General features: G+C 64.4%; 16 protein-coding genes and 1 pseudogene. All 17 read right to left on the bottom strand.

The genetic code is table 11. The features are described from left to right. Positions 1-12: 12 nt before the first annotated feature. The 17 genes and pseudogenes from M5B42_RS07610 to yrfG all read right to left on the bottom strand — a co-directional run bounded on the left by M5B42_RS07610 (position 13) and on the right by yrfG (position 18,354). Positions 13-1,062, bottom strand: a complete 1,050-nt coding sequence (locus tag M5B42_RS07610; RefSeq protein WP_152741661.1) for a chemotaxis response regulator protein-glutamate methylesterase — start codon at positions 1,060-1,062, stop codon at positions 13-15. Next, entirely contained in the window at positions 1,059-1,550 is a 492-nt protein-coding gene (locus tag M5B42_RS07605) for a chemotaxis protein CheD (protein WP_248745437.1), read from the bottom strand. The genes M5B42_RS07610 and M5B42_RS07605 overlap by 4 nt, the downstream gene beginning before the upstream one ends. Next, on the bottom strand, positions 1,547-2,359 hold the full coding sequence (locus tag M5B42_RS07600) for a CheR family methyltransferase (RefSeq protein ID WP_248745436.1): 813 nt from the start codon (positions 2,357-2,359) through the stop codon (positions 1,547-1,549). Before M5B42_RS07600 ends, M5B42_RS07605 begins: the two co-directional genes overlap by 4 nt. Next, complete coding sequence (locus M5B42_RS07595) at positions 2,359-2,886, bottom strand: chemotaxis protein CheW (RefSeq protein WP_152741658.1); 528 nt, start codon at positions 2,884-2,886, stop codon at positions 2,359-2,361. The genes M5B42_RS07600 and M5B42_RS07595 overlap by 1 nt, the downstream gene beginning before the upstream one ends. 10 nt (positions 2,887-2,896) lie before the next feature. Then, positions 2,897-4,531 carry a methyl-accepting chemotaxis protein gene (locus M5B42_RS07590; protein WP_152741657.1) on the bottom strand — a complete coding sequence of 545 codons (1,635 nt, stop codon included), beginning with the start codon at positions 4,529-4,531 and terminating at the stop codon, positions 2,897-2,899. A 2-nt stretch (positions 4,532-4,533) separates the two neighbouring features. After that, the gene (locus tag M5B42_RS07585; protein ID WP_248745435.1) at positions 4,534-6,561 is read right to left on the bottom strand and encodes a chemotaxis protein CheA; all 2,028 of its coding nucleotides are present in this window, start codon (positions 6,559-6,561) and stop codon (positions 4,534-4,536) included. A gap of 3 nt (positions 6,562-6,564) precedes the next feature. Next, positions 6,565-6,882: an STAS domain-containing protein gene (locus tag M5B42_RS07580; RefSeq protein WP_248745434.1), complete on the bottom strand. Its 318-nt coding sequence runs from the start codon at positions 6,880-6,882 to the stop codon at positions 6,565-6,567. Positions 6,883-6,889: 7 nt separating this feature from the next. Then, complete coding sequence (locus tag M5B42_RS07575) at positions 6,890-7,255, bottom strand: response regulator (RefSeq protein ID WP_100944043.1); 366 nt, start codon at positions 7,253-7,255, stop codon at positions 6,890-6,892. A 34-nt stretch (positions 7,256-7,289) separates the two neighbouring features. Further along, a complete protein-coding gene (locus tag M5B42_RS07570; RefSeq protein ID WP_283099702.1) occupies positions 7,290-8,378 on the bottom strand; it encodes a methyl-accepting chemotaxis protein in 1,089 nt (362 codons plus the stop codon). A gap of 518 nt (positions 8,379-8,896) precedes the next feature. After that, positions 8,897-9,799: a hypothetical protein gene (locus M5B42_RS07565; protein WP_248745433.1), complete on the bottom strand. Its 903-nt coding sequence runs from the start codon at positions 9,797-9,799 to the stop codon at positions 8,897-8,899. 185 nt (positions 9,800-9,984) lie between these two features. Then, on the bottom strand, positions 9,985-10,449 hold the full coding sequence (locus M5B42_RS07560) for a hypothetical protein (RefSeq protein WP_103495427.1): 465 nt from the start codon (positions 10,447-10,449) through the stop codon (positions 9,985-9,987). Positions 10,450-10,656: 207 nt separating this feature from the next. Then, positions 10,657-11,739 (bottom strand): NAD(P)/FAD-dependent oxidoreductase, encoded by a 1,083-nt coding sequence (locus tag M5B42_RS07555; RefSeq protein ID WP_248745432.1) that lies wholly within the window; start codon positions 11,737-11,739, stop codon positions 10,657-10,659. Beyond that, positions 11,740-13,569, bottom strand: coding sequence for a LodA/GoxA family CTQ-dependent oxidase (locus M5B42_RS07550; protein WP_248745431.1), 1,830 nt, complete (start codon positions 13,567-13,569; stop codon positions 11,740-11,742). 387 nt (positions 13,570-13,956) lie between these two features. Then, a complete protein-coding gene (locus M5B42_RS07545) occupies positions 13,957-16,305 on the bottom strand; it encodes an FdhF/YdeP family oxidoreductase (protein WP_248745430.1) in 2,349 nt (782 codons plus the stop codon). After that, complete coding sequence (fdhD, locus tag M5B42_RS07540) at positions 16,302-17,141, bottom strand: formate dehydrogenase accessory sulfurtransferase FdhD (RefSeq protein WP_103495423.1); 840 nt, start codon at positions 17,139-17,141, stop codon at positions 16,302-16,304. Before fdhD ends, M5B42_RS07545 begins: the two co-directional genes overlap by 4 nt. A 218-nt stretch (positions 17,142-17,359) precedes the next feature. Continuing rightward, positions 17,360-17,632 (bottom strand): annotated as a pseudogene (locus tag M5B42_RS07535) (LysR family transcriptional regulator); the annotation flags it as partial. Between the two features lie 56 nt (positions 17,633-17,688). Beyond that, positions 17,689-18,354, bottom strand: coding sequence for a GMP/IMP nucleotidase (gene yrfG / locus M5B42_RS07530; RefSeq protein WP_248745429.1), 666 nt, complete (start codon positions 18,352-18,354; stop codon positions 17,689-17,691). Positions 18,355-18,408: the final 54 nt, after the last annotated feature.

Raw genomic sequence — 18,408 nt, 5'->3', positions numbered from 1 at the left:
ACCTTGTTCTGTTCAGTCGTGGCGGGCGCTGTCACCGAACTGCTGGATCATTTTCGGCAGCTTCGCCAGGGGCTCGACCCACTGTGCCGCACCCAGGCGGATGGCCTCTTTCGGCATCCCGAAAACCACGCAACTGGCTTCGTCCTGGGCCACCGTACAGGCGCCGTTTTCACGCATGGCCAACAGCCCGCGCGCGCCGTCGTCGCCCATGCCGGTCATGATAATGCCCAAGGTGTTGGCGCCCGCCTGTCTGGCCACTGAACGAAACAATACATCCACCGACGGCTTGTGCCGGTTGACCGGCGGCCCGTCGAGTACCTCGACCTGATAGTGCGCGCCGCTGCGTTTGAGCTGCATGTGCAGGCCGCCCGGTGCCAGCAACGCCAGCCCGCTGTGGACGCGGTCCAGGTGCCTGGCCTCGCGTACTTCTATCTGGCAGAGCTTGTCCAGGCGCCTGGCAAAATCGGCGGTGAACTTCTCCGGCATGTGTTGAACGATGACAATCCCCGGGCAGTCACGTGGCAATTGCCGCAGGATGAATTCCAGGGCCTGGGTGCCGCCGGTGGAACAGCCCAGGGCGACCACCCGGTCGGTGGTCCTGAGCGAGCTGATCGTGGCTGTGACGACGGATTCTGCGGCAGGCACGCTGTGGCGAAGGGCCACTGGTCGCGTCCGGGCGCTTTCCTCGACCTTGCGGATCAGCTCTCCGGACAGTTGCTCCAGGCTTTGCTTGAGCCCCAGCCGGGCCTTGGTGAACACCCCGACCGCGCCGGCGGCCAGGGCTTCGACACCGACCGCCGAACCTTGCTCGGTGAGGGTCGAGCAGATCAGGGTCGGCGTCGGTCGTTCGGCCATGATCTGGCGCAGGAAGGTCAGGCCGTCCATGCGCGGCATTTCGATGTCGAGGATCAGCACGTCCGGCCAGTCGCGGCGCATCTTGTCGATGGCATACAGTGGGTCGGCGGCCTGGCCGATCACCTGGATATTCGGGTGGCTGTCCAGGCACTGGGTAAGGACCTGGCGTACCAGGGCCGAGTCGTCGACGATAAAGACCCGGATCATCGTGGACGCATCCCCAGGCGCATGGGTTGCACGCTGTTGCGCTGGAGCTCGATTCGACCGCTGGTGCCGTCGATGCGCAGGCGCCGGTAGTGCTGGCCGTTGAGGTCGCAGTGGTCCACGGGCCAGTTGCGCAGGCTGAACTGTTCCCTGGCGAAGGCGCTGTTGTTGTGCCCGACCCGCTGCGCTGGCGGGCCGTCGGCGCGGACCAGGCTGCCGCCGCCGAAAATGCTTTTGCGGTATTCGTGGGGATGGGTGCCGTGGCGGCGCATGTCGGCCAGCATGCGCTGGAACACCCCTTCGCCATAGCGGGTGTCGAGGGCGTTGCGCGCGGTTGGATCGTTGGGCAGCAGATAGTGCGACACCGCCAGCAGTTGCCAGCGGGGATGCCAGAGCACGATCGACACGCAACTGCCGAGCAGGGTGGTGACACTGCCTTGATGGCGACCGAAGAAATAGTCGCCAGGGCGCAGGAACAGCGGCGGATTCATAAGCGTTCGTAGACCGAGGGATTGAGCAGTCGCACCGGCACGTCGAAGCCGTGGATGCTTTCCGCATGACCGATGAACAGCAGCCCGCCCGGACGCAACTGGCTGACCAGGCGTTGCACGATGCGCTGTTTTTCGTCGTTGTTGAAATAGATCAGGACATTGCGCAGGAAAATCACATCGAATCGCCCCAGGCCATCGGGCAGCGGCTGGACGATATTGATCTCGCGCAGGCTGACCCGCTCGCGCAGCGCGGCCTGGACCCGGAAGCGTCCGCTCATCTCGCCGATGCCGCTGAGGCAGTGGCGATGCAGCCAGCCCTGGGGGAAGTTCTTCGCCTGGGCCATGTCGTAGATGCCGTCTCTGGCCTTCTCGAGCATGCTCTGGCTCAGGTCGCTGGCGAGGATCGACCAGTCACCGCCGCGCAGATGCTCCTGGACGACCATGGCCAGGCTATAGGGTTCTTCGCCGGACGAGCAGGCCGCGCTCCAGAGCTTCAGCGGGCCGCGCTGACGACCGAGCCACTGGCCGAGGTAGTCGAAGTGCGCCGGCTCGCGGAAGAAGTAGGTTTCGTTGGTGGTCAGCAGATCCACCACCAGCCGCCGTTCCTTGAGATGTGTCTGCTGTTCGAGCAGGCGCAGGTAGTCGCTGTAGCTGTCGAGCCGGTAATGGCGCAGGCGCTTCATCAAGCGCCCGGCCACCAGCGGCCGTTTGTTCGGCGCGAGGATGATCCCCGAGGCCTCGGCCATGAGCTTTTGCAGGCTACGGAATTCGCTGTCGCCGAGGCTGGGCAGCGTGGGCTGGCTCGACATCAGTTGCCCTGGGCCACGGCCAGGCTGAGCTGGCGGATATCGTCCAGGGACAGGACCTGGGGAATATTCAGGATGATGGTGAAGCCCTGTTCGTGGCGAGCCATGCCGGCGATAAAGTCGGTGCGGATCCCGGAACCGAATGGCGGCGCCTGGACCACCTGATGTGGGTCGATATCCAGCACCGCGTCCACCGCATCCACCACCAGGCCGATGCGCTGGGCGCTGCCGTCGAGCTGCGGCTCGATGATCACGATGCAGGTGCGTTTGCCGGCGGCGGTCAGCTCGAAGCCGAAGCGCGCCGCCAGGTCGAGCACCGGCACCACGTTGCCGCGCAGGTTGATCACTCCGTGGATAAACGCCGGCATCATCGGCACGGCGGTGACGTCGCCGTACTCGATGATCTCGCGCACGCCGTCGATCGGCACCGCATAGGCGGCCTGGCGTACCCGGAACGACAGGTGCTGGATGCTCGGTGCCGGCGGCACTTCGTGCAGGGCCTGGAGCCCGTGGCGCAGATTGGCAGTCATGATCCGGCCCTCAAGTGAAACTGACAAACTGGCCTTCATCCACCGGCGCGCGGCCTTTGAAGCCGTCCTGGGGCCCGCTGGTGTAGCTGTCGAAGCTGCGGGGTTGTGGTTTGTACGCGGGCGCCGCTTCGCCGTCGAAACGGAAGAAGCCGATCAGCTCCTGCAACTGCCCGGCCTGGGCATTCATTTCTTCGGCTGTGGCCGCCAGTTCTTCGGAGGCCGAGGCGTTCTGCTGGGTGATCTGGTTCATCTGGCCCATGGCGATATTGATCTGCCCGGCGGCGCCACTCTGTTCCAGGGAGGCAGCGGTGATTTCCTGGACCAGATCCGAGGTCTTCTGGATATTCGGCACGATTTCATTGAGCAATTGACCGGCCTGTTCGGCCAGGCGCACGCTGCTGGAGGCCACCTGGCCGATTTCCTGGGCCGCGACCTGGCTGCGTTCGGCCAGCTTGCGCACTTCGGCGGCGACCACCGCGAAGCCCTTGCCATGGTCGCCGGCGCGGGCGGCCTCGATGGCGGCGTTAAGGGCCAGCAGGTTGGTCTGATAGGCGATGTCGTCGATGATGCTGATCTTGTCGGCGATCTGTTTCATCGCCAGCACCGTGTCGCTCACCGCGCCGCCACCCTGCACGGCGTCATTGGCGGCCTTGCCGGCAATGCCGTCGGTGATCTTCGCGCTTTCGGTGTTCTGGGCGATGGAGGCGGACATCTGCTCCACCGAGGCGCTGGTCTGTTCGACGCTGGCGGCCTGTTCGTTGGCTGCCTGGCTCAACGACTGCGAGGTCGAGCTGACCTGTTCGGAAGCCGAGGACAGCGAGTCGGCGGCGCTGCGCACGTCACCGAGGATGCTGCGCAGGCGCAAGGTCATGTTCTGCATGGCGGTCAGCAGCTGGCCGGTCTCATCCTTGCCGGAGGTCGGCAAGTCCTGGCCCAGGTCGCCGGCGGCCATGCGGTTGGCGGCTTCCACGGCACCGTTGAGCGGACGGGTGATGCTGCGGGTCACCAGCACGCCGACCAGAATGCCGAGCAGGGTGGCGGCGATGATCAGGGCGATCATCTGGGTCTGGGAGCGGGTGGCGATATCGTTGATCTGCTGGTTGGCCTCGGCGGCGCGGTCCTGTTTGCCGCGGGTGACCTGGCCCATCAGTTTGTCCACCACGTCGCCGCTGACCACGGCCTTGGGCAGCAATTCGGTGACGTCGCTGGTTTCCTGCAACAGCCCGGACTGCTGGTGGGTGGCGAGCACCTGCTGGACCAGGTTCTCGTAGTCCTTGAGCGGTGCGTCCAGTTGATCGAGCTGGGCCAGGCCGTCCTTGGTGATAAAGGATTTACGCGCCTCGGCGATCAGCTTGCGGGTCTGCTCCATGGCGGCGCGGGCCTGGCCGGCGGATTGTTCGCGCCCGGCCTGGCTGGTGGCGAGCAGGGTGTGACGCATCGAGCGGCCGACGACGATCAGCTGGATATTGGCTTCCTGCATCAGGCTCATGCCGGTGACGTCGAGGTCGTACATGCGGTCCGAGAGGCTGTTGACCTGGGACAGGTTGCGGATGCCGATCACGCCGATGCTCGCGGTCAGCAGCACCACCAGCAGGAACCCCGCGGTCAGGCGGATGCCTATCTTCATGTTCCTGATGAATTGCATGATCAATCTCCTGAAAGGCTGGACAAGGGGGTGTGGAGCGAAGCCGGCGACGCGGGCTCGGCGGCGCTCTGCAAATGGCGGAACAGGCTGGCGATATCGAGGATCAGCGCGACCTGGCCGGAGCCGAGGATGGTCGAGCCGCTGATGCCGCGCAGGTGCTGGAACATCTGGCCGAGGGGCTTGATCACGGTCTGCAGTTCGCCGAGCAAATGATCGACGATCAGGCCGGCCTGCTGGCGGCCCTGGCTGACCACGACTATGTTGCGCCGGCGCGCGCGGCTCGGGCTCAGGCCGAAATGGCTGTCCAGTGCGATGCACGGCAGTGGCTTGCCGCGCAGGTTGAGGTAGCCCTGGCCGAGTTGGCCGGGGCTGGCCTCCATGCATTCGGTGACCATGTCCAGGGGGATGACAAAACTGTCCTGGCCGACACTGACCTGGAAACCGTCGATGATCGCCAGGGTCAGTGGCAGGCGGATACGGAAGGTGCAGCCCTGGCCGGCCTGGGAGTCGATCTCGATGACCCCGCGTAACTGGTCGATGGCGCTGCGCACCACGTCCATGCCGACGCCGCGTCCGGAGAGGTTGGAAACCTGCTCGGCGGTGGAAAACCCGGCCTCGAAGATCAGCCCGTGGATGTCCGCATCGGCCAGTTGCGCATCCGGATCCACCAGGCCCTTGTCGATGGCTTTTTCGAGAATGCGCGCGGTGTTCAGGCCACGGCCGTCGTCCTGTACTTCCAGCACGATCATGCCGGAGTCGTGGTAGGCGTTGAGGCTCAGGTTACCCTCGGCGGGCTTGCCCACGGCCAGGCGCTCGGCGGCGGACTCAATGCCGTGGTCGATGGCATTGCGCACCAGGTGGGTCAGCGGGTCGGCGATCTTGTCGATCACCGATTTATCCAGTTCGGTTTCGCCACCGCGCAGGCTCAGCTGAATCTGCTTGCCCAGCTCCTGGCTGACATCGCGGACCACCCGGTGGAAACGGTTGAAGGTTTCGCCGACTTCCACCATGCGCAGTTTCAAGGCGGTTTCGCGGATCTGTTCGACGTGCTGGTGCACCGCCTGGATGCTTTCCAGGCAGCCGCTGTCGCCGTTGCGCCGGGCGTGCATCTGGGCCCCGGCGGTGCTGATCACCAACTCGCCGACCAGGTTGATCAACTCGTCGAGCTTGTGCGCGGCAACCTTGACCAGGCTGGTGTCCTGCGGCCGGCGGTCGCGGCTGACCGGGGTTCTTTCCGGCGCCGGCTCGAGCATTGCCTGGGCCCCCAGCAGCGCTTCCGCCGCCGGTACCGGCAGACGATCTTCCGGGACCAGGCGCAAGGTGCAGAAGTCCTGGATAAACTCGAACACATCCTCGATCTCGCCCTGGCTGGCGGCGCTGCGCAGGTTGAACTCAAAGCCCAGGTGGCAGGTTTCCGGGTTGAGCCGCTCCAGTGCCGGCAGGGCCTTGCTGACGGTCTGCAACTGGCTGATGTCGCCCAGGCGCTTGAGGTAGCGCAGGAACGCCGCCGGGTCGAAGCCGTTGCGAAACAGCTCTTCGGAAAAACGAATCGAGACCTGCCAATTTATGAGCGCTGCCTTGGCGGCTGGCGCGGTAGCGGTCTCAGGTTCCGGCGCCTGTTCAGCGACATGGCCCTGGGCTTCGAACAGCGCGGCGAGCAAGGGCCCCTGGCGGGCTTCGTCGGCGTCCAGCAGGCCGCTGTCGGGGTCGACCCGTTCGATCATCGCGCTCAGTTCGTCCATGCAGTTGAGCATCAATGAGGTCAGCGCCGGGGTGAGCAGGCGCTGACCGTCGCGCACCGACATCAGCAGGCTTTCCAGATGGTGGGTGAGGTTGACCAGCGGCGTCAGCGAGAAGATCCCGGCGGAGCCCTTGAGGGTATGCACGGCGCGGAACAACTGGTTGACCGCGTCCTGGTCGGCGGGGCTGGCTTCCAGGCGCAGCAGGCTGTCCTCGGCCTCCTTGAGCAGGTCGCGGCCTTCACTGAGAAAGCCCAGCAGGAGCTGGTTCCATTGTTCGCCACTGAGCATCGGTCAATCCTCGTTCGGGGCGGCGGGGTACAGCGATTCCAGGTTCAGCAGGGTCAGCAGTTCATGCACCGGCGGCGAGACCTGCGACACGGTGGTCGGTTGGTCGATGGACGACAGCGCCCGCTGGATCGCCAGGAGCAATTGCGCGCCGGCGCTGTCGAGTTCGTTCAGGCCACTCAGGTCCAGTTGCCAGGGCCCCGCCGGCAGCGGCAGCAGGCCGAGCAACTGGTCGCGGGCCATGCTGACCTCGTACAGGGTCAGGTCGCCCTTCAGGTGCAGTTGTGCGGGGGTGTCATCCCTGGCGGGGGTCAGTGAAAACATGGCGTGGTCATCCCAGCAATTTTTCCACGGCCGCCAGCAATTGCTGGGGCTGGAACGGTTTGACGATCCAGGCCCTGGCACCGGCGGCCTGGCCTTCGGCTTTCTTCGATTGCTCGCTTTCGGTGGTGAGCATGATGATCGGCGTGAAGCGGTATTCGTTGCGCGCCTTGACCTCTTTCACCAGGCCGATGCCATCGAGGTTGGGCATGTTCACGTCGCTGATGATCAGGTTGATTTTCTGGCCGTTGAGCTTGGTCAAGGCATCGCGGCCGTCGCAGGCCTCGATGACCTGGTGACCGGCAGCGGTCAGGCTCATCTTCACCAGTTGGCGCATGGACAGGGAGTCGTCGACGATCAGGATGGTCTTGGCCATGTTCATCACTCTTGCAAAGGGGAAAGCGGGAAAACTAGAAAAAGGTCACTTCGCTGGCGGCGTTCATGTGCGTCTGGCCTTGGCGTTCTTCATCGGTGGTGAAGCGTTGGCGCTGGCGTTCGAGCCAGGCCGCCGGATCCTTGAGGCTGCTGTCCTGGCGGGCAATCGCGTCGATCAGGTTCGCGAGATCGATCTGCACGTGATCGAGCATCTGGTCGGTGCGGTCCTGGAACTGCAGGTTGACCATGATTGCCTGGATGTCGGCCTGGGTCGCGCGGGCATCCTGTTGCAGGGCGCGGGAGGCGCCGGTCAGTTCGTCGAGGTTGTCCCCCAGGCGGGTCATGACCTGGGTCACCGAGCGGTTGAGGAAGTCCAGGTTGGCCTGTTCGCTGGTGCCCAGCTCCGCGGCTTCGGCGATGGTGGTCTCGATCGCCAGGTTGATTTCGCCGACCTTGGCGTCCATGCCCTGGCCGGTTTCGGCGGACAGGGTGGAGAGTTTACGTACTTCGTCGGCGACCACCGAGAAGCCGCGTCCGTATTCGCCGGCGCGGGCCGCTTCGATGGCGGCGTTGAGGGCGAGCAGGTTGGTCTGGCTGGCGATTTCCTGGACCCGTTTGGCCATGTGCTGCAACTGGCTGGCGTAGTCGCCCAGGTGGCTGATGGTGTCCAGCAGGTCGTGCTGGCGCTGGCTGCTGGCTTCGAAGGATTGGGTGACTTCATGCAGGCGCTGGTTGGCATCGCGCAGGCTTGCACCGACACCGCCGCTGCCGAGGATGCCTTCGGAGTTATGCAGGCCGCCTTCCAGGCGTGTGGCGATGCTGGCAAAACGCTGGAACAGCTCGCTGATATTGGCTTGCAACAGGTCGCGGCTCTGGCCGATGCCGGCACTCCAGCCCGGGGCGACTATCGGCAGGAGTTTATGCAGGTCGAGATCGGTCTCGTCAGTATCGGGCGGTGGCGTAAGGGTGGGGGCGGCGGTAGCCGTCGAAAGCTGTGTGGCGCGCAGGGTGAGGGAGGCCACCGCGATCATGACCAGGCCGGCGCCGATAAGCAGGGACTGACTGAAGAACAACCCGATGGTACTGAGCCCGATGCCTAGCCAAACTCCAAAATAGATCCGCATCTCCTGCTTCCATTGCATAGCTCAAGGACGGCGGATCATATCGGTAGCATATTGATATCAATATCGGGATAACCCTTAATCCGAAGGGGCGAAAGGCCCTGTTTTCGGGGACGTGGCTGGGGTTTGAAACGGTCTGTCGGGTTAGGTATTTGAACCATCATTCAACAGCGACGCCGGCTGCTGAGGAAATGGTGCAAAGGCTCTAATCGGCGGCTTCTAGGAATTAGGCTTAAGGTTTGGTAACAGAAAAGATGTAATGGAATGTAACTCCTTCAAGCACACCACCGACCCTGTAGGAGCCTGGCTTGCCAGCGATGAGGCCCGTAAGACTTGCAGCGAATTTGCGAACGCCTTCGCTGGCAAGCCAGGCTCCTACAGGATTGCGTGTTGTCAGGCGGCTTAGGTGGCCGCCTTATAACGCGTGTTGTCAGTGCACAAACAACGCAATCAGGATGATGACCGGGATCGGCACGCCTAGAAAAAACAGCAGTAATGAGCGCATTTTTGTTCTCCTTGGGTTAACTCAGCGTCGTTGTGTGGGCTGGGTAGTCGGCGCTTTCGACAAAGTGCACACCATCGCGCCGGCGTCCGCCGAAGGTGGCGGCCAGGCTGGCGAAGAAGGCGCCGATCAGCAGGGCGATAAAGAGCCACAGGGTCGACCAGGCGGCCACTTTCGCGGCGCTGTCGGCCGCCTGCTTGGCCTTGTTGGTGGCGGCGTCGACGTCCTGGCGGGCTTCGCCGTAGACCTGGTCGACCCGCTGTTCCGCCTGGGTGCGCGAGAGGTCGGTGCGCTGGGTCACCAGTTGCGCCAGGTAGGCATGGTCTTCGACGCTCAATGGGCCAACACTCAGGTTGCGGGCAAGGATGCGTGTGGCCACGCCATGGGCGGCGTCTTCACTGACGGCCACGGGGCGACCATCACGAAACAGCTTGTCGATGTAGTAGTCGCCGCTGTCCGTCACCGTGTTCAGCAGGACGCTGCTGCCGGCCGTTGCCGCCCCGGCCTTGATCCCGCCGCCCATCAGGCCGCTGACGGAGCCGGCGACCAGGGTGACCGTCACCAGGGTCGCGACGGCCCAGGCGAGCAGGCCATGGGCGGTATCGCGGAAGTAGACTTCGTCGTCATGCAAGTTGACCCATTTCACCCGCAGTCGACCGGCCAGGTAGCCGCCCATGCCGGAGGCGAGGATCTGGGTCACGGCCAGCCAGATAATCGCCGACACGCCGAGGCCCTTGGCGCCGAGGCCTTCGCCGGCCCAGGGGGACATCGTCGAGAAGCCCAGCCCGGCACCGAGCATGAGTAGCAACAGGGACAGTGCCGCGGCCGCGGCGGCGCCTGCGAAGATCGCCGCCCAGGACACCCCTGAGTGAGTCGACGCATCGTGGCGTATGGCAGATGGGTATTGAGTGTGCTCGATCATTGTTGTTCTGCTCCATGAATGAAAGACGTGCAGCCTTCATGCAGGACTGAGCAGAGCGCGTGCCAACCTGTTTTATTGCTGAATTATCAGTTTTATCAACAGGTTGGCTTTTCGAGAGGGTCTGAAGCCCATGCAAACTGCATGATTGGACGCAGGGTGACGGGCTTTATGCATTGGCCGGGCGATCAGTCATCCCAATGTCGGCGATGCTTGCGATGGCCGTAGCCGTGACCGCGGTGTTCGCCGTGGTAGTCGCGGCGATCGCCACGGTAATGGCGACCTTCGCGTTCGCTGGAGTTGCCCATGTAGTTGCCCAGTGCGCCACCCGCGCCACCGCCGGCCGCCGCGCCGAGCAAGGCGCCATTGGTACCGCCCATGTTGCGACCGACAACGTTGCCACCGGCTGCGCCCAGGGCACCGCCGATGGCGGCTTCGCCACGGCTGTGTTTATTCGCGCCGACTGCGCTGCCACCGGCGCCGCCGAGGGCCGCGCCGATGGTCGAGCCGGTGTTGCCGCCCAGGGACTGACCGACGGCCGAACCGAGTACCCCGCCCAATGCGCCACCGATACCGGCTTCGGCGGTACCACCGGCTGATGCGAAGCCACTGGCCAGGCTCAGGGACAACAAGAGAATCGACGAGAACTTCATGTGAGAGGAGCCTCCAAGGGATGACGGCGCGATCCTGAGGCTTGTGTAGGAATAGTTACAATTGAAATCCGACGAATAACATGGGTTGTATACAAAATCATAACTTACTGTTTTTACTGGGGAACTTAGTCGATTTTAGTCAGTCTCACGTCGCTTGAACTCGCCTGTTTTGCACGTCCTGCGCCGCTGAAAAGAGCTTTTCCGGACCTAGCGCCGGTTCCAGAAAATTGATTCGCTCCAGCGTTTTTCCATCCCATAGAACTGTTGCCGGTTGCCCAGGTAAGCGGCGTAGATCCGTGTCAGCAGATCGGCATAACCGGGCAATGCCTCGGGGTCGCCTTGCAGCGCGGCATGCACGGCCTGGGCGCAGTGTTGGCCGCAGTAAAGGGCGGTGGCGATGCCTTGCGAGGACAACGGATCGAAGGACAAGGCCGCATCCCCGACCGCCGCCCAGCGTTCACCGTGGAACAGCGAAAGCCGCCCGCTGCTGGCGTCCATGCCGTGGACCGAGGTGCCTGGTCGGTAGCCGTGGGTTTGGCACAGTCCCCATAGCAGGCGAGTCTGTGCCAACTGCTGCCACAGACCTTCGCTGCTCAGCAGTTGCTGGCGATCCAGCAGGTCGAGATCGCTGAGGTAGGTCACCAGCCGTTCCCCCGACGGCAGCAGCACGCTGTACCACCAACCTTGCTCGACCGCCTCGACCAGGGTCCGACCGTCCTGGTCGCTGCCTTGTGAACTGTGCAGCAACAGATAGAACGCCACCAGTCGATCATCCGTCAGGCGTTGCGCGCCCTGCTGGCGTGCGAATACGGCCGGGCGACCGCCGGCGTCGATCAGCCAGCGGCTGTGGGCCAGGTGTTCGTGGCCGTCGCGGCTCAGTTGCAGCTGGAAACCGTCTTCGGCGGCGCTCTGGCTCAGTCGTGTGGAGGCGTGCACCGATACCCCGGCTTGTCGCGCCGCCGCACGCAGTTGCTGGTCGAAAGCCGCACGGTCCAGTTGATAGCCCTGGCCGTGGGTGTGAAAGATGAAGTCATCCGCGTGTGGCTCGTCCGAGCCCCACACGGAGACATTGCCGTAGCTGGTGCGATGCCTGGCGTCGAGGAAGCCCTCGAGCACTCCCAGATCACTGAGCAGCGAGCGCGCCGAAGGCGGAAAACCTTCGCCCACCCGAAAGCGCCCGGCGGGCGCCGAGTCGGCCAGCAGCACCCGCCAGCCCAGGCGAGCGAGGGTAATCGCGGTCGCCGAGCCGGCCGGGCCGCCACCGATAATGGCGACGTCGTAGTGCTCCATCTAGACCGGACGGCTTCCGGGTTTGACGGCGCGAGGGGCCTGCAACGCTTCTTCCGGGCTGCTGAAGTTGGCGCCTTTGGGCGGACGTGGGCCCGCGCTCGACGGACTGCCCGCCGCGGCGAAATCGGCGGCCAATTGCGGGCTGGCAAAGGTCTGCGCCTGGGTGATGGCCGGCCCATAGCTGGCGACCATCATCGTGTCGGGATACACCGGGTTACCGGGGATCCCCTGGCGCACTTCCAGCAAACCCATGGAGCCGAAGATATCGACCATGGTCTGCATCTGGACGGCGGTCGGGGTCTTTTTCGGATAGTTGATGTCCAGCGGTGAGTTCCAGTTGCTGCGATCGGCAAAGGCGTCGCGACGTTGCTCCGGTGCCACCGAGGGATCGATGACCAGGGCGTAATCGGCATCGCTGAGGACCTGGTTGGGTACGCGGGCCGGCCAGAAGGTCGAGGTGAACGGGTTGTAGGCCTGGTCGTAGCCGCCACGGCAATATGCGGTGTCGGCCTGCCAGGGCAGCCCCATCCAGCGGTTCAGGTCGCCGGGGGCTTGTCCGTAAAGCGGACCGCCGACGGCCAGCGCCTGGGTCTGGTCCAGGGTCGCCCCGTAGTCGGGCTGCGGGCTGCCCGCCGCGCGTTGGCGGATGCGCCAGGGCTTGGCGTACAGCGGCAGGTGGCGCATCGGCCAGGTCAGTTCGCAGCCGGGGTGGAAGGCATCGGCCAGGCAGAAGTCGAGGGCTGCGCGGTCGAGCATCGCCGGCTGTTCGGCCAGGGGCACCGAGTCGAGGTGACCCGGCGGCGGCTCGCTGGTCCAGTCGGCTTCAAAGGTTCCAGCGGCCCAGCTGGAGAGGACCAGGTACTGGGTCTGGGTAATCGCCGAATTCTGCCGTGGGCTCTGGTTGGGCACCGAGCTCATGAAGTCGCCATAGATCCATGGCCAGGGCAGCACGTTGCCATCGGTCGGCTCGGGCTGGCGGAAACTGTTGAAGATCTGCCGGCGGGTTTCGGCGAAGAGGTCATAGTTACCCGGTGCCGGTTTGCTCGCCAGCTGGGCGATAAAGGCCGGGTCTTCGAAGTTGTAGCGGCCGTTGTGGCCGAACTGGGTGGCAAAGCCCTGGTTGACCCATTGCAGGCCCGACAGGCGTTGCAGGATCGGATAGACGTCATGGCGGAACGAGACCGAGGTGTTCGGCGTCAGCCAGCCGGCCTGGATAAACAGGTCGTAGGTCAGGTCATACAGGGTGCGCACGGCCTTGACCTGCGGCGCGTAGTTCGGTGGCGCGGTGACGACCCAGGCCGACTCCACCGGGATCGAGCGCCCGCCGATGCTGACCTGGGCGCTGATCGGGCCATCGGAGGTGTCGTCGAACCAGCCGTCGGCGTTGATGAAGCTGTTGCCGTCGGCGGGATTGAAGATCGGCGTGCCGGCGGGCGAGGCCGAGACACCGCGCCCGCCGAGGAACAGCAGCCGACCCTGGGCATCGGTGCGCAGTTCGCCGAGGTTGACCGGGGTGTCTTCGTACTGCCCGTTGAATTCGACGCCGCTCTGGTTCGGCCCGCTGATGCTTTGCAGGCCGCCGTCGATGGTCAGGGCCGCGCGGGCCTTGGGGTCGGTGATCTTCGCGTTGCGCAGGGGCAGCACCACGGTGGCGGCTTCGGGGATGTCCATCGCCAGTTGCCACTGGTACCACTGCGCCTTGCTGTTGGCGACATGGGCCGACCAGACGATATCGGCGTTTTCCACGGTCAGCTCGGCGACCACTTCTCCGGCCAGGTTGTAGCCATACAGCCGGAACTCGGCGGCCTGGCGCTTCAGCGCCCTGGGCATCGCGGTAGAAGCCCAGGGGCTCGGGTCGCGGTGAGGTCACCAGGGGGCCGACAAAGTATTCCGCCTCGCTGTTGCCGACCCGCGCCACGCCGATGGCGGGGTGGATCGCGGCGCTGACGATGCGATTGTCTTTGTTGGGGGAGGAAGGGGTGTCGCCGTGGTAGTGCGTGGTATGACCGGGCGTGATAGACATAAATGCGCTCCGCAATCCGTGCTGGGAGGACGGGCCCGACGGGCGGGCAGGGTCCCTGGGCGGGTGCCGGACATCACATTCGCAGCACCGTCCGCAGACTCTAGTAAAGGGCCCGCGGTTTGTCGAATGGCCTTTTGCTATTGCCCTGGCGGCTATCCGACGCCCTGGTTATAGAGCGCCTCGCGGGGTGTCGATCAGCTCGCCTTGGCCATGATCAGACCGGTTTCGCTGGCCTGCTCCAGGACAATGGCGACGAACTTGGAGGTCGGGGTGTGGCTGCCGTCGCCGATGCTTTCCAGCGGCACCAGCGGGTTCACTTCCGGGTAGTAGGCGGCGGCCTGTCCGGCGGGGATGTCGAACGCCAGCAGGGTGAAGCCCTTGACCCGGCGCTCGCGGCCGTCTTCCCAGAGCGAGACGATATCGGCCTTCTGGCCCGGCTTGAAGCCCAGGCGGATGATGTCCGCCTCATTGACGAACAGCACGTCGCGCTGGCCCTTGACCCCACGGTAGCGGTCATCGAGGCCGTAGATGGTGGTGTTGTACTGATCGTGGGAACGCATCGATTGCATGATCAGATGCGGCACCTTGCCGGTGGCATGGATGCGCTCGTGGATCAGGTCGGCCGGCAGGATATTCGAGCGGAAGTTCGCCCGGCCCGACGGGGTGTGCCAGCGGCGTGTGCCGGCGGCGTTGCCCAGATGGAAACCACCCGGGTGCGCGAGGCGCTGGTTGAAGTCCTTGAAGCCGGGAATGGTGTCGGCGATCAGGTCGCGGATGCGCCCGTAGTCGGCCACCAGCCAGTGCCAGTCCACCGGCTGGGTACCCAGGGTCGCGGCGGCAATGCCGGCAATGATCGCCGGTTCCGAGCGCATCTGCTTCGACAGTGGCTGCAACTGGCCATTGGAGGCGTGGACCATGCTGAACGAGTCTTCGACGGTGACGGCCTGCGGACCCTCGCTCTGGATGTCGATGTCGGTACGGCCCAGGCACGGTAGGATCAGCGCTTCCTTGCCGTGGGTCAGGTGGCTGCGGTTGAGCTTGGTGCTGATCTGCACGGTCAGCTCGCAATTGCGCAGGGCTTCGAAGGTCCTTGGGCTGTCCGGGGTCGCCTGGGCAAAGTTGCCGCCCAGGCCGATAAACACCTTGGCCCGGCCGTCGAGCATGGCGTGGATGGCTTCGACCACGTTATGGCCGTTGCTGCGCGGTACCTTGAACTGGAAGCGTCGCTCCAGGGCGTCGAGGAACGCCACCGGTGGACGCTCGTTGATGCCCATGGTGCGGTCGCCCTGCACGTTGCTGTGGCCACGCACCGGGCACAGGCCCGCGCCCGGGCGGCCGATATTGCCGCGCAGCAGCATCAGGTTGGCGATTTCCTGGATGGTCGGCACGGAGTGCCGGTGCTGGGTGATGCCCATGGCCCAGCACATGATGACGTTCTTGCCTTTGACGTACATCCGCGCCGCTTGCTCGATCTCCACCAGGGGCAGGCCCGATTGCGAAACGATCTGCTCCCACGGGGTGTCATCAATGGCGGCCAGGTAGTCGAGGACATTGGCGGTGTGTTCGTTGAGGAAGTCGTGGTCGAACACCGACGGCTCATTCGCCGCCTGGGCCTCGCGCTCCCATTGCAGCAGGAACTTGGCCATGCCGCGCAGCACGGCCATGTCGCCGCCCAGGGCCGGGCGGAAATAGGCGGTGTTGGTCGGCTTGTCGCCATTGGTGAGCATTTCCAGCGGGTGCTGCGGATGCTGGAAACGTTCCAGGCCGCGCTCCTTGAGCGGGTTGATGCAGACCACCTGGCCACCGCGCTTCACCGCTTCACGCAGCGGTTCGAGCATCCGTGGATGGTTGGTGCCGGGGTTCTGGCCCCAGACGAAAATCGCGTCGGCGTGTTCGAAATCGTCGAAGGTCACGGTGCCCTTGCCGACCCCGACACTCTGGACCAGGGCCACGCCGCTGGCCTCGTGGCACATGTTCGAGCAGTCGGGGAAGTTATTGGTGCCGAAGGCCCGCACGAACAGTTGATACAGGTACGCCGCTTCGTTGCTGGCGCGGCCCGAGGTGTAGAACTCGGCCTGGTCGGGGCTGGTCAGGTTGAGCAGGTGTTTGGCCACCTTGGCGTAGGCGGCTTCCCAACTGATGGGCTTGTAGCGGTCGGTGAGCGGGTCGTAGCTCATCGGTTCGGTCAGGCGGCCCTGGTATTCCAGCCAATAGTCGCTCTGCTCGAGCAGCGCAGTGACGCTGTGCTTGGCAAAGAACGCCGCGTCCACCTGCCGTTTGGTGGCTTCCCAGTTGACCGCCTTGGCGCCGTTCTCGCAGAACTTGACCATGCCGCTTTCCGGCGAATCGCCCCAGGCGCAGCCCGGGCAGTCGAAGCCGCCGTTCTGGTTGGTCTTGAGCATCATGCGCAGGTTCTTCAGCGCGTTATCGCTGGTCAGCCAGGCCTGGGCCACGCTGATCAGCGCGCCCCAACCACCGGCCGCGCCCTTGTAGGGCTTGTAGCGCGGGGTGGGGGTCTGATCGGCTTGTTGATGATTGCTCACGCGGGTTTCTCCATCGCAGGGCTGTAGACCCGCGGCGCATTCTTTTGCGGCAGGTGGATGAGATTGAGGTTGTGCCGGCGCGCCCACTGCAGGGCCAGGCCGGTAGGCGACGACAGGCTGACCAGGGTCTGGATGCCGGCGCGCAGGACTTTCTGGATCAGTTCGAGACTGCAACGGCTGGTGACAATGGCCAGGCCGCCAGTGGTCGGGATGTTCTGCCGGATCAGCGCGCCGATCAGCTTGTCCAGGGCGTTGTGCCGGCCGATGTCTTCACGGCCCAGCAGCAATTCGCCCTGGTCGTTCATGAACAGGGCAGCATGCACGGCCCCGGAATATTGCCCCAGGGGCTGGAAGGCGCCGATGCGTTGGCGCAGGCCGTCGAGCCAGGCGGCCGGCGGCAAGGGCGCGCCGGGCAGCACCTGGAGTTCGGGCAGTGCCTGTTCCAGCGCTTCCACGCCGCACAGGCCGCAGCCGCTGGTGCCGGCCAGCTGGCGGCGTTGCTGCTTGAGGTTCCAGAACGCGCGACTGGCGATTTCCACCTGGGCGTACTGGGCCGAGCCGCTGCCGCTGAGTTTCAGGTCGTAGATTTCAGAGGCGTCGGCAATGATGCCGCTGCCGATGCTGAAGCCGACGATAAAGTCTTCGAGGTCCGTGGGGGTGACCAGCATGACCGCCTGGCTGATGCCGTTGTAGGCAATCGCCAGGGCCACTTCTTCGGCAAGGGCCGTCTCAGCGGTTTCGCTGCGATCGAGGTCGCTGTACTGGTAGCTCTGGCTGGCGGCGGGCACGGCTGTCGAGGCGGCAGGGAGCGCGCAGGTGGGATCCTTGGCGTTCATGGGGGCATTACCGGCGGAATATCCAGTGTCAAGATTAGGCGCGACAAAGGGTCGCGTCTAATCGCTAGTACTGATCTGCCGATAGAGCCCGTCGATCAAGCCTTGTTCGATGATCGTTGGTGGAGGGCGAAACAGGCTTCCGCCAAGGCCGAGCGTGGTGCTCCCCGGCGCATGATCAGGCCGAGGCGGGCCAGGGTCCGGGCTTCGGCGATGGGTTGCAGGCGCAGGGTACCGACCAGATTGCCGCGACAGGCGGCGGCTTCGGCCTGCAGGCCGTCGTAGGCCGCCAGCACGGTACGAGCCCAGGCCAGGACCCGTTCGCCAGGGGCGGTGAAACCTTCGAAACGCTGGCCGCGGTTGACCAGTTGCAGGTCGAGTTCTTCTTCCAGGCTGCGCAGGCGCATGGACAGCGTCGGCTGAGTGATGTGGCAGTGGCTGAAGTGTCGGGTCTCGTCCAGGGCAATCAGGAATTTCAGCTGTTTGATGTCCATCGTCGCTCCGCAGGCTGTACAGCCGGGGATTCTAGCGCGCCTGGCTTCGAACTTGCTTATTCCAGGCCTTCGATCAAGGTCCGGTAATCACCTACGGCGTTGAATTCCTCGGTGTCCTTGGGGCCCTTACGGCTGTCCGGCTCGCTGACCGCGAGCAAGTGCGCCACGCCGAAGCGCCGGGCGCTGCGCAGGATCGGCAAGGTGTCGTCGATAAACAGGCTGCGGGCCGGGTCGAAGTCGATATCGGCCTGCAAGGCGTCCCAGAACTGCGGGTCTTCCTTGGCGAAACCGTAGTCATGGGAACTGATCAAACGCTCGAAATACGGCGCCAGTTCGATGCGCTCCAGCTTCAATGACAAGGAATCGCGGTGGGCGTTGGTAATCAGGATGACCCGCTTGCCAGCCTGACGGATGGCTGCCAGGAAGGTATCGGCATCCGGGCGCAGCGCAATCAGATGGGCCGTCTCCAGCTTCAACTCACGCACCGGCAGCTTCAACTCGGCGCTCCAGAAGTCCAGGCAGTACCACTTCAACTGGCCGGCATGGTCCCTGAACAACGGCGTCAGCTCCTGCTCGGCCAGTTCCCGGCTGACACCATGCAGATCGGCATACCGCTGGGGCAGGTGCTCCATCCAGAAATGGTTGTCGTAGTGCAGGTCCAGCAGGGTGCCGTCCATATCCAGCAGAACGGTGTCGATGTCGCGCCAGGGCAATGAGGGCATGGGAAACTTCTCGAACGGTAAAGGATATCCGACACAGACAATCGGAAAAGCCAC

The organism is Pseudomonas sp. MWU12-2037, assembly GCF_023242345.1.
Classification (GTDB): domain Bacteria; phylum Pseudomonadota; class Gammaproteobacteria; order Pseudomonadales; family Pseudomonadaceae; genus Aquipseudomonas; species Aquipseudomonas gingeri_D.
The sequence above is the reverse complement of the archived record's forward strand: the minus strand, read 5'-3'. Positions and strand labels throughout refer to the sequence as shown.

Coding starts and splice junctions, on each gene's coding strand:
- M5B42_RS07610 (WP_152741661.1), bottom strand. CDS start 1,062: ATGATCCGGGTCTTTATCGTCGACGACTCGGCCCTGGTACGCCAGGTC.
- M5B42_RS07605 (WP_248745437.1), bottom strand. CDS start 1,550: ATGAATCCGCCGCTGTTCCTGCGCCCTGGCGACTATTTCTTCGGTCGC.
- M5B42_RS07600 (WP_248745436.1), bottom strand. CDS start 2,359: ATGTCGAGCCAGCCCACGCTGCCCAGCCTCGGCGACAGCGAATTCCGT.
- M5B42_RS07595 (WP_152741658.1), bottom strand. CDS start 2,886: ATGACTGCCAATCTGCGCCACGGGCTCCAGGCCCTGCACGAAGTGCCG.
- M5B42_RS07590 (WP_152741657.1), bottom strand. CDS start 4,531: ATGCAATTCATCAGGAACATGAAGATAGGCATCCGCCTGACCGCGGGG.
- M5B42_RS07585 (WP_248745435.1), bottom strand. CDS start 6,561: ATGCTCAGTGGCGAACAATGGAACCAGCTCCTGCTGGGCTTTCTCAGT.
- M5B42_RS07580 (WP_248745434.1), bottom strand. CDS start 6,882: ATGTTTTCACTGACCCCCGCCAGGGATGACACCCCCGCACAACTGCAC.
- M5B42_RS07575 (WP_100944043.1), bottom strand. CDS start 7,255: ATGGCCAAGACCATCCTGATCGTCGACGACTCCCTGTCCATGCGCCAA.
- M5B42_RS07570 (WP_283099702.1), bottom strand. CDS start 8,378: ATGCGGATCTATTTTGGAGTTTGGCTAGGCATCGGGCTCAGTACCATC.
- M5B42_RS07565 (WP_248745433.1), bottom strand. CDS start 9,799: ATGATCGAGCACACTCAATACCCATCTGCCATACGCCACGATGCGTCG.
- M5B42_RS07560 (WP_103495427.1), bottom strand. CDS start 10,449: ATGAAGTTCTCGTCGATTCTCTTGTTGTCCCTGAGCCTGGCCAGTGGC.
- M5B42_RS07555 (WP_248745432.1), bottom strand. CDS start 11,739: ATGGAGCACTACGACGTCGCCATTATCGGTGGCGGCCCGGCCGGCTCG.
- M5B42_RS07550 (WP_248745431.1), bottom strand. CDS start 13,569: ATGCCCAGGGCGCTGAAGCGCCAGGCCGCCGAGTTCCGGCTGTATGGC.
- fdhD (WP_103495423.1), bottom strand. CDS start 17,141: ATGAACGCCAAGGATCCCACCTGCGCGCTCCCTGCCGCCTCGACAGCC.
- yrfG (WP_248745429.1), bottom strand. CDS start 18,354: ATGCCCTCATTGCCCTGGCGCGACATCGACACCGTTCTGCTGGATATG.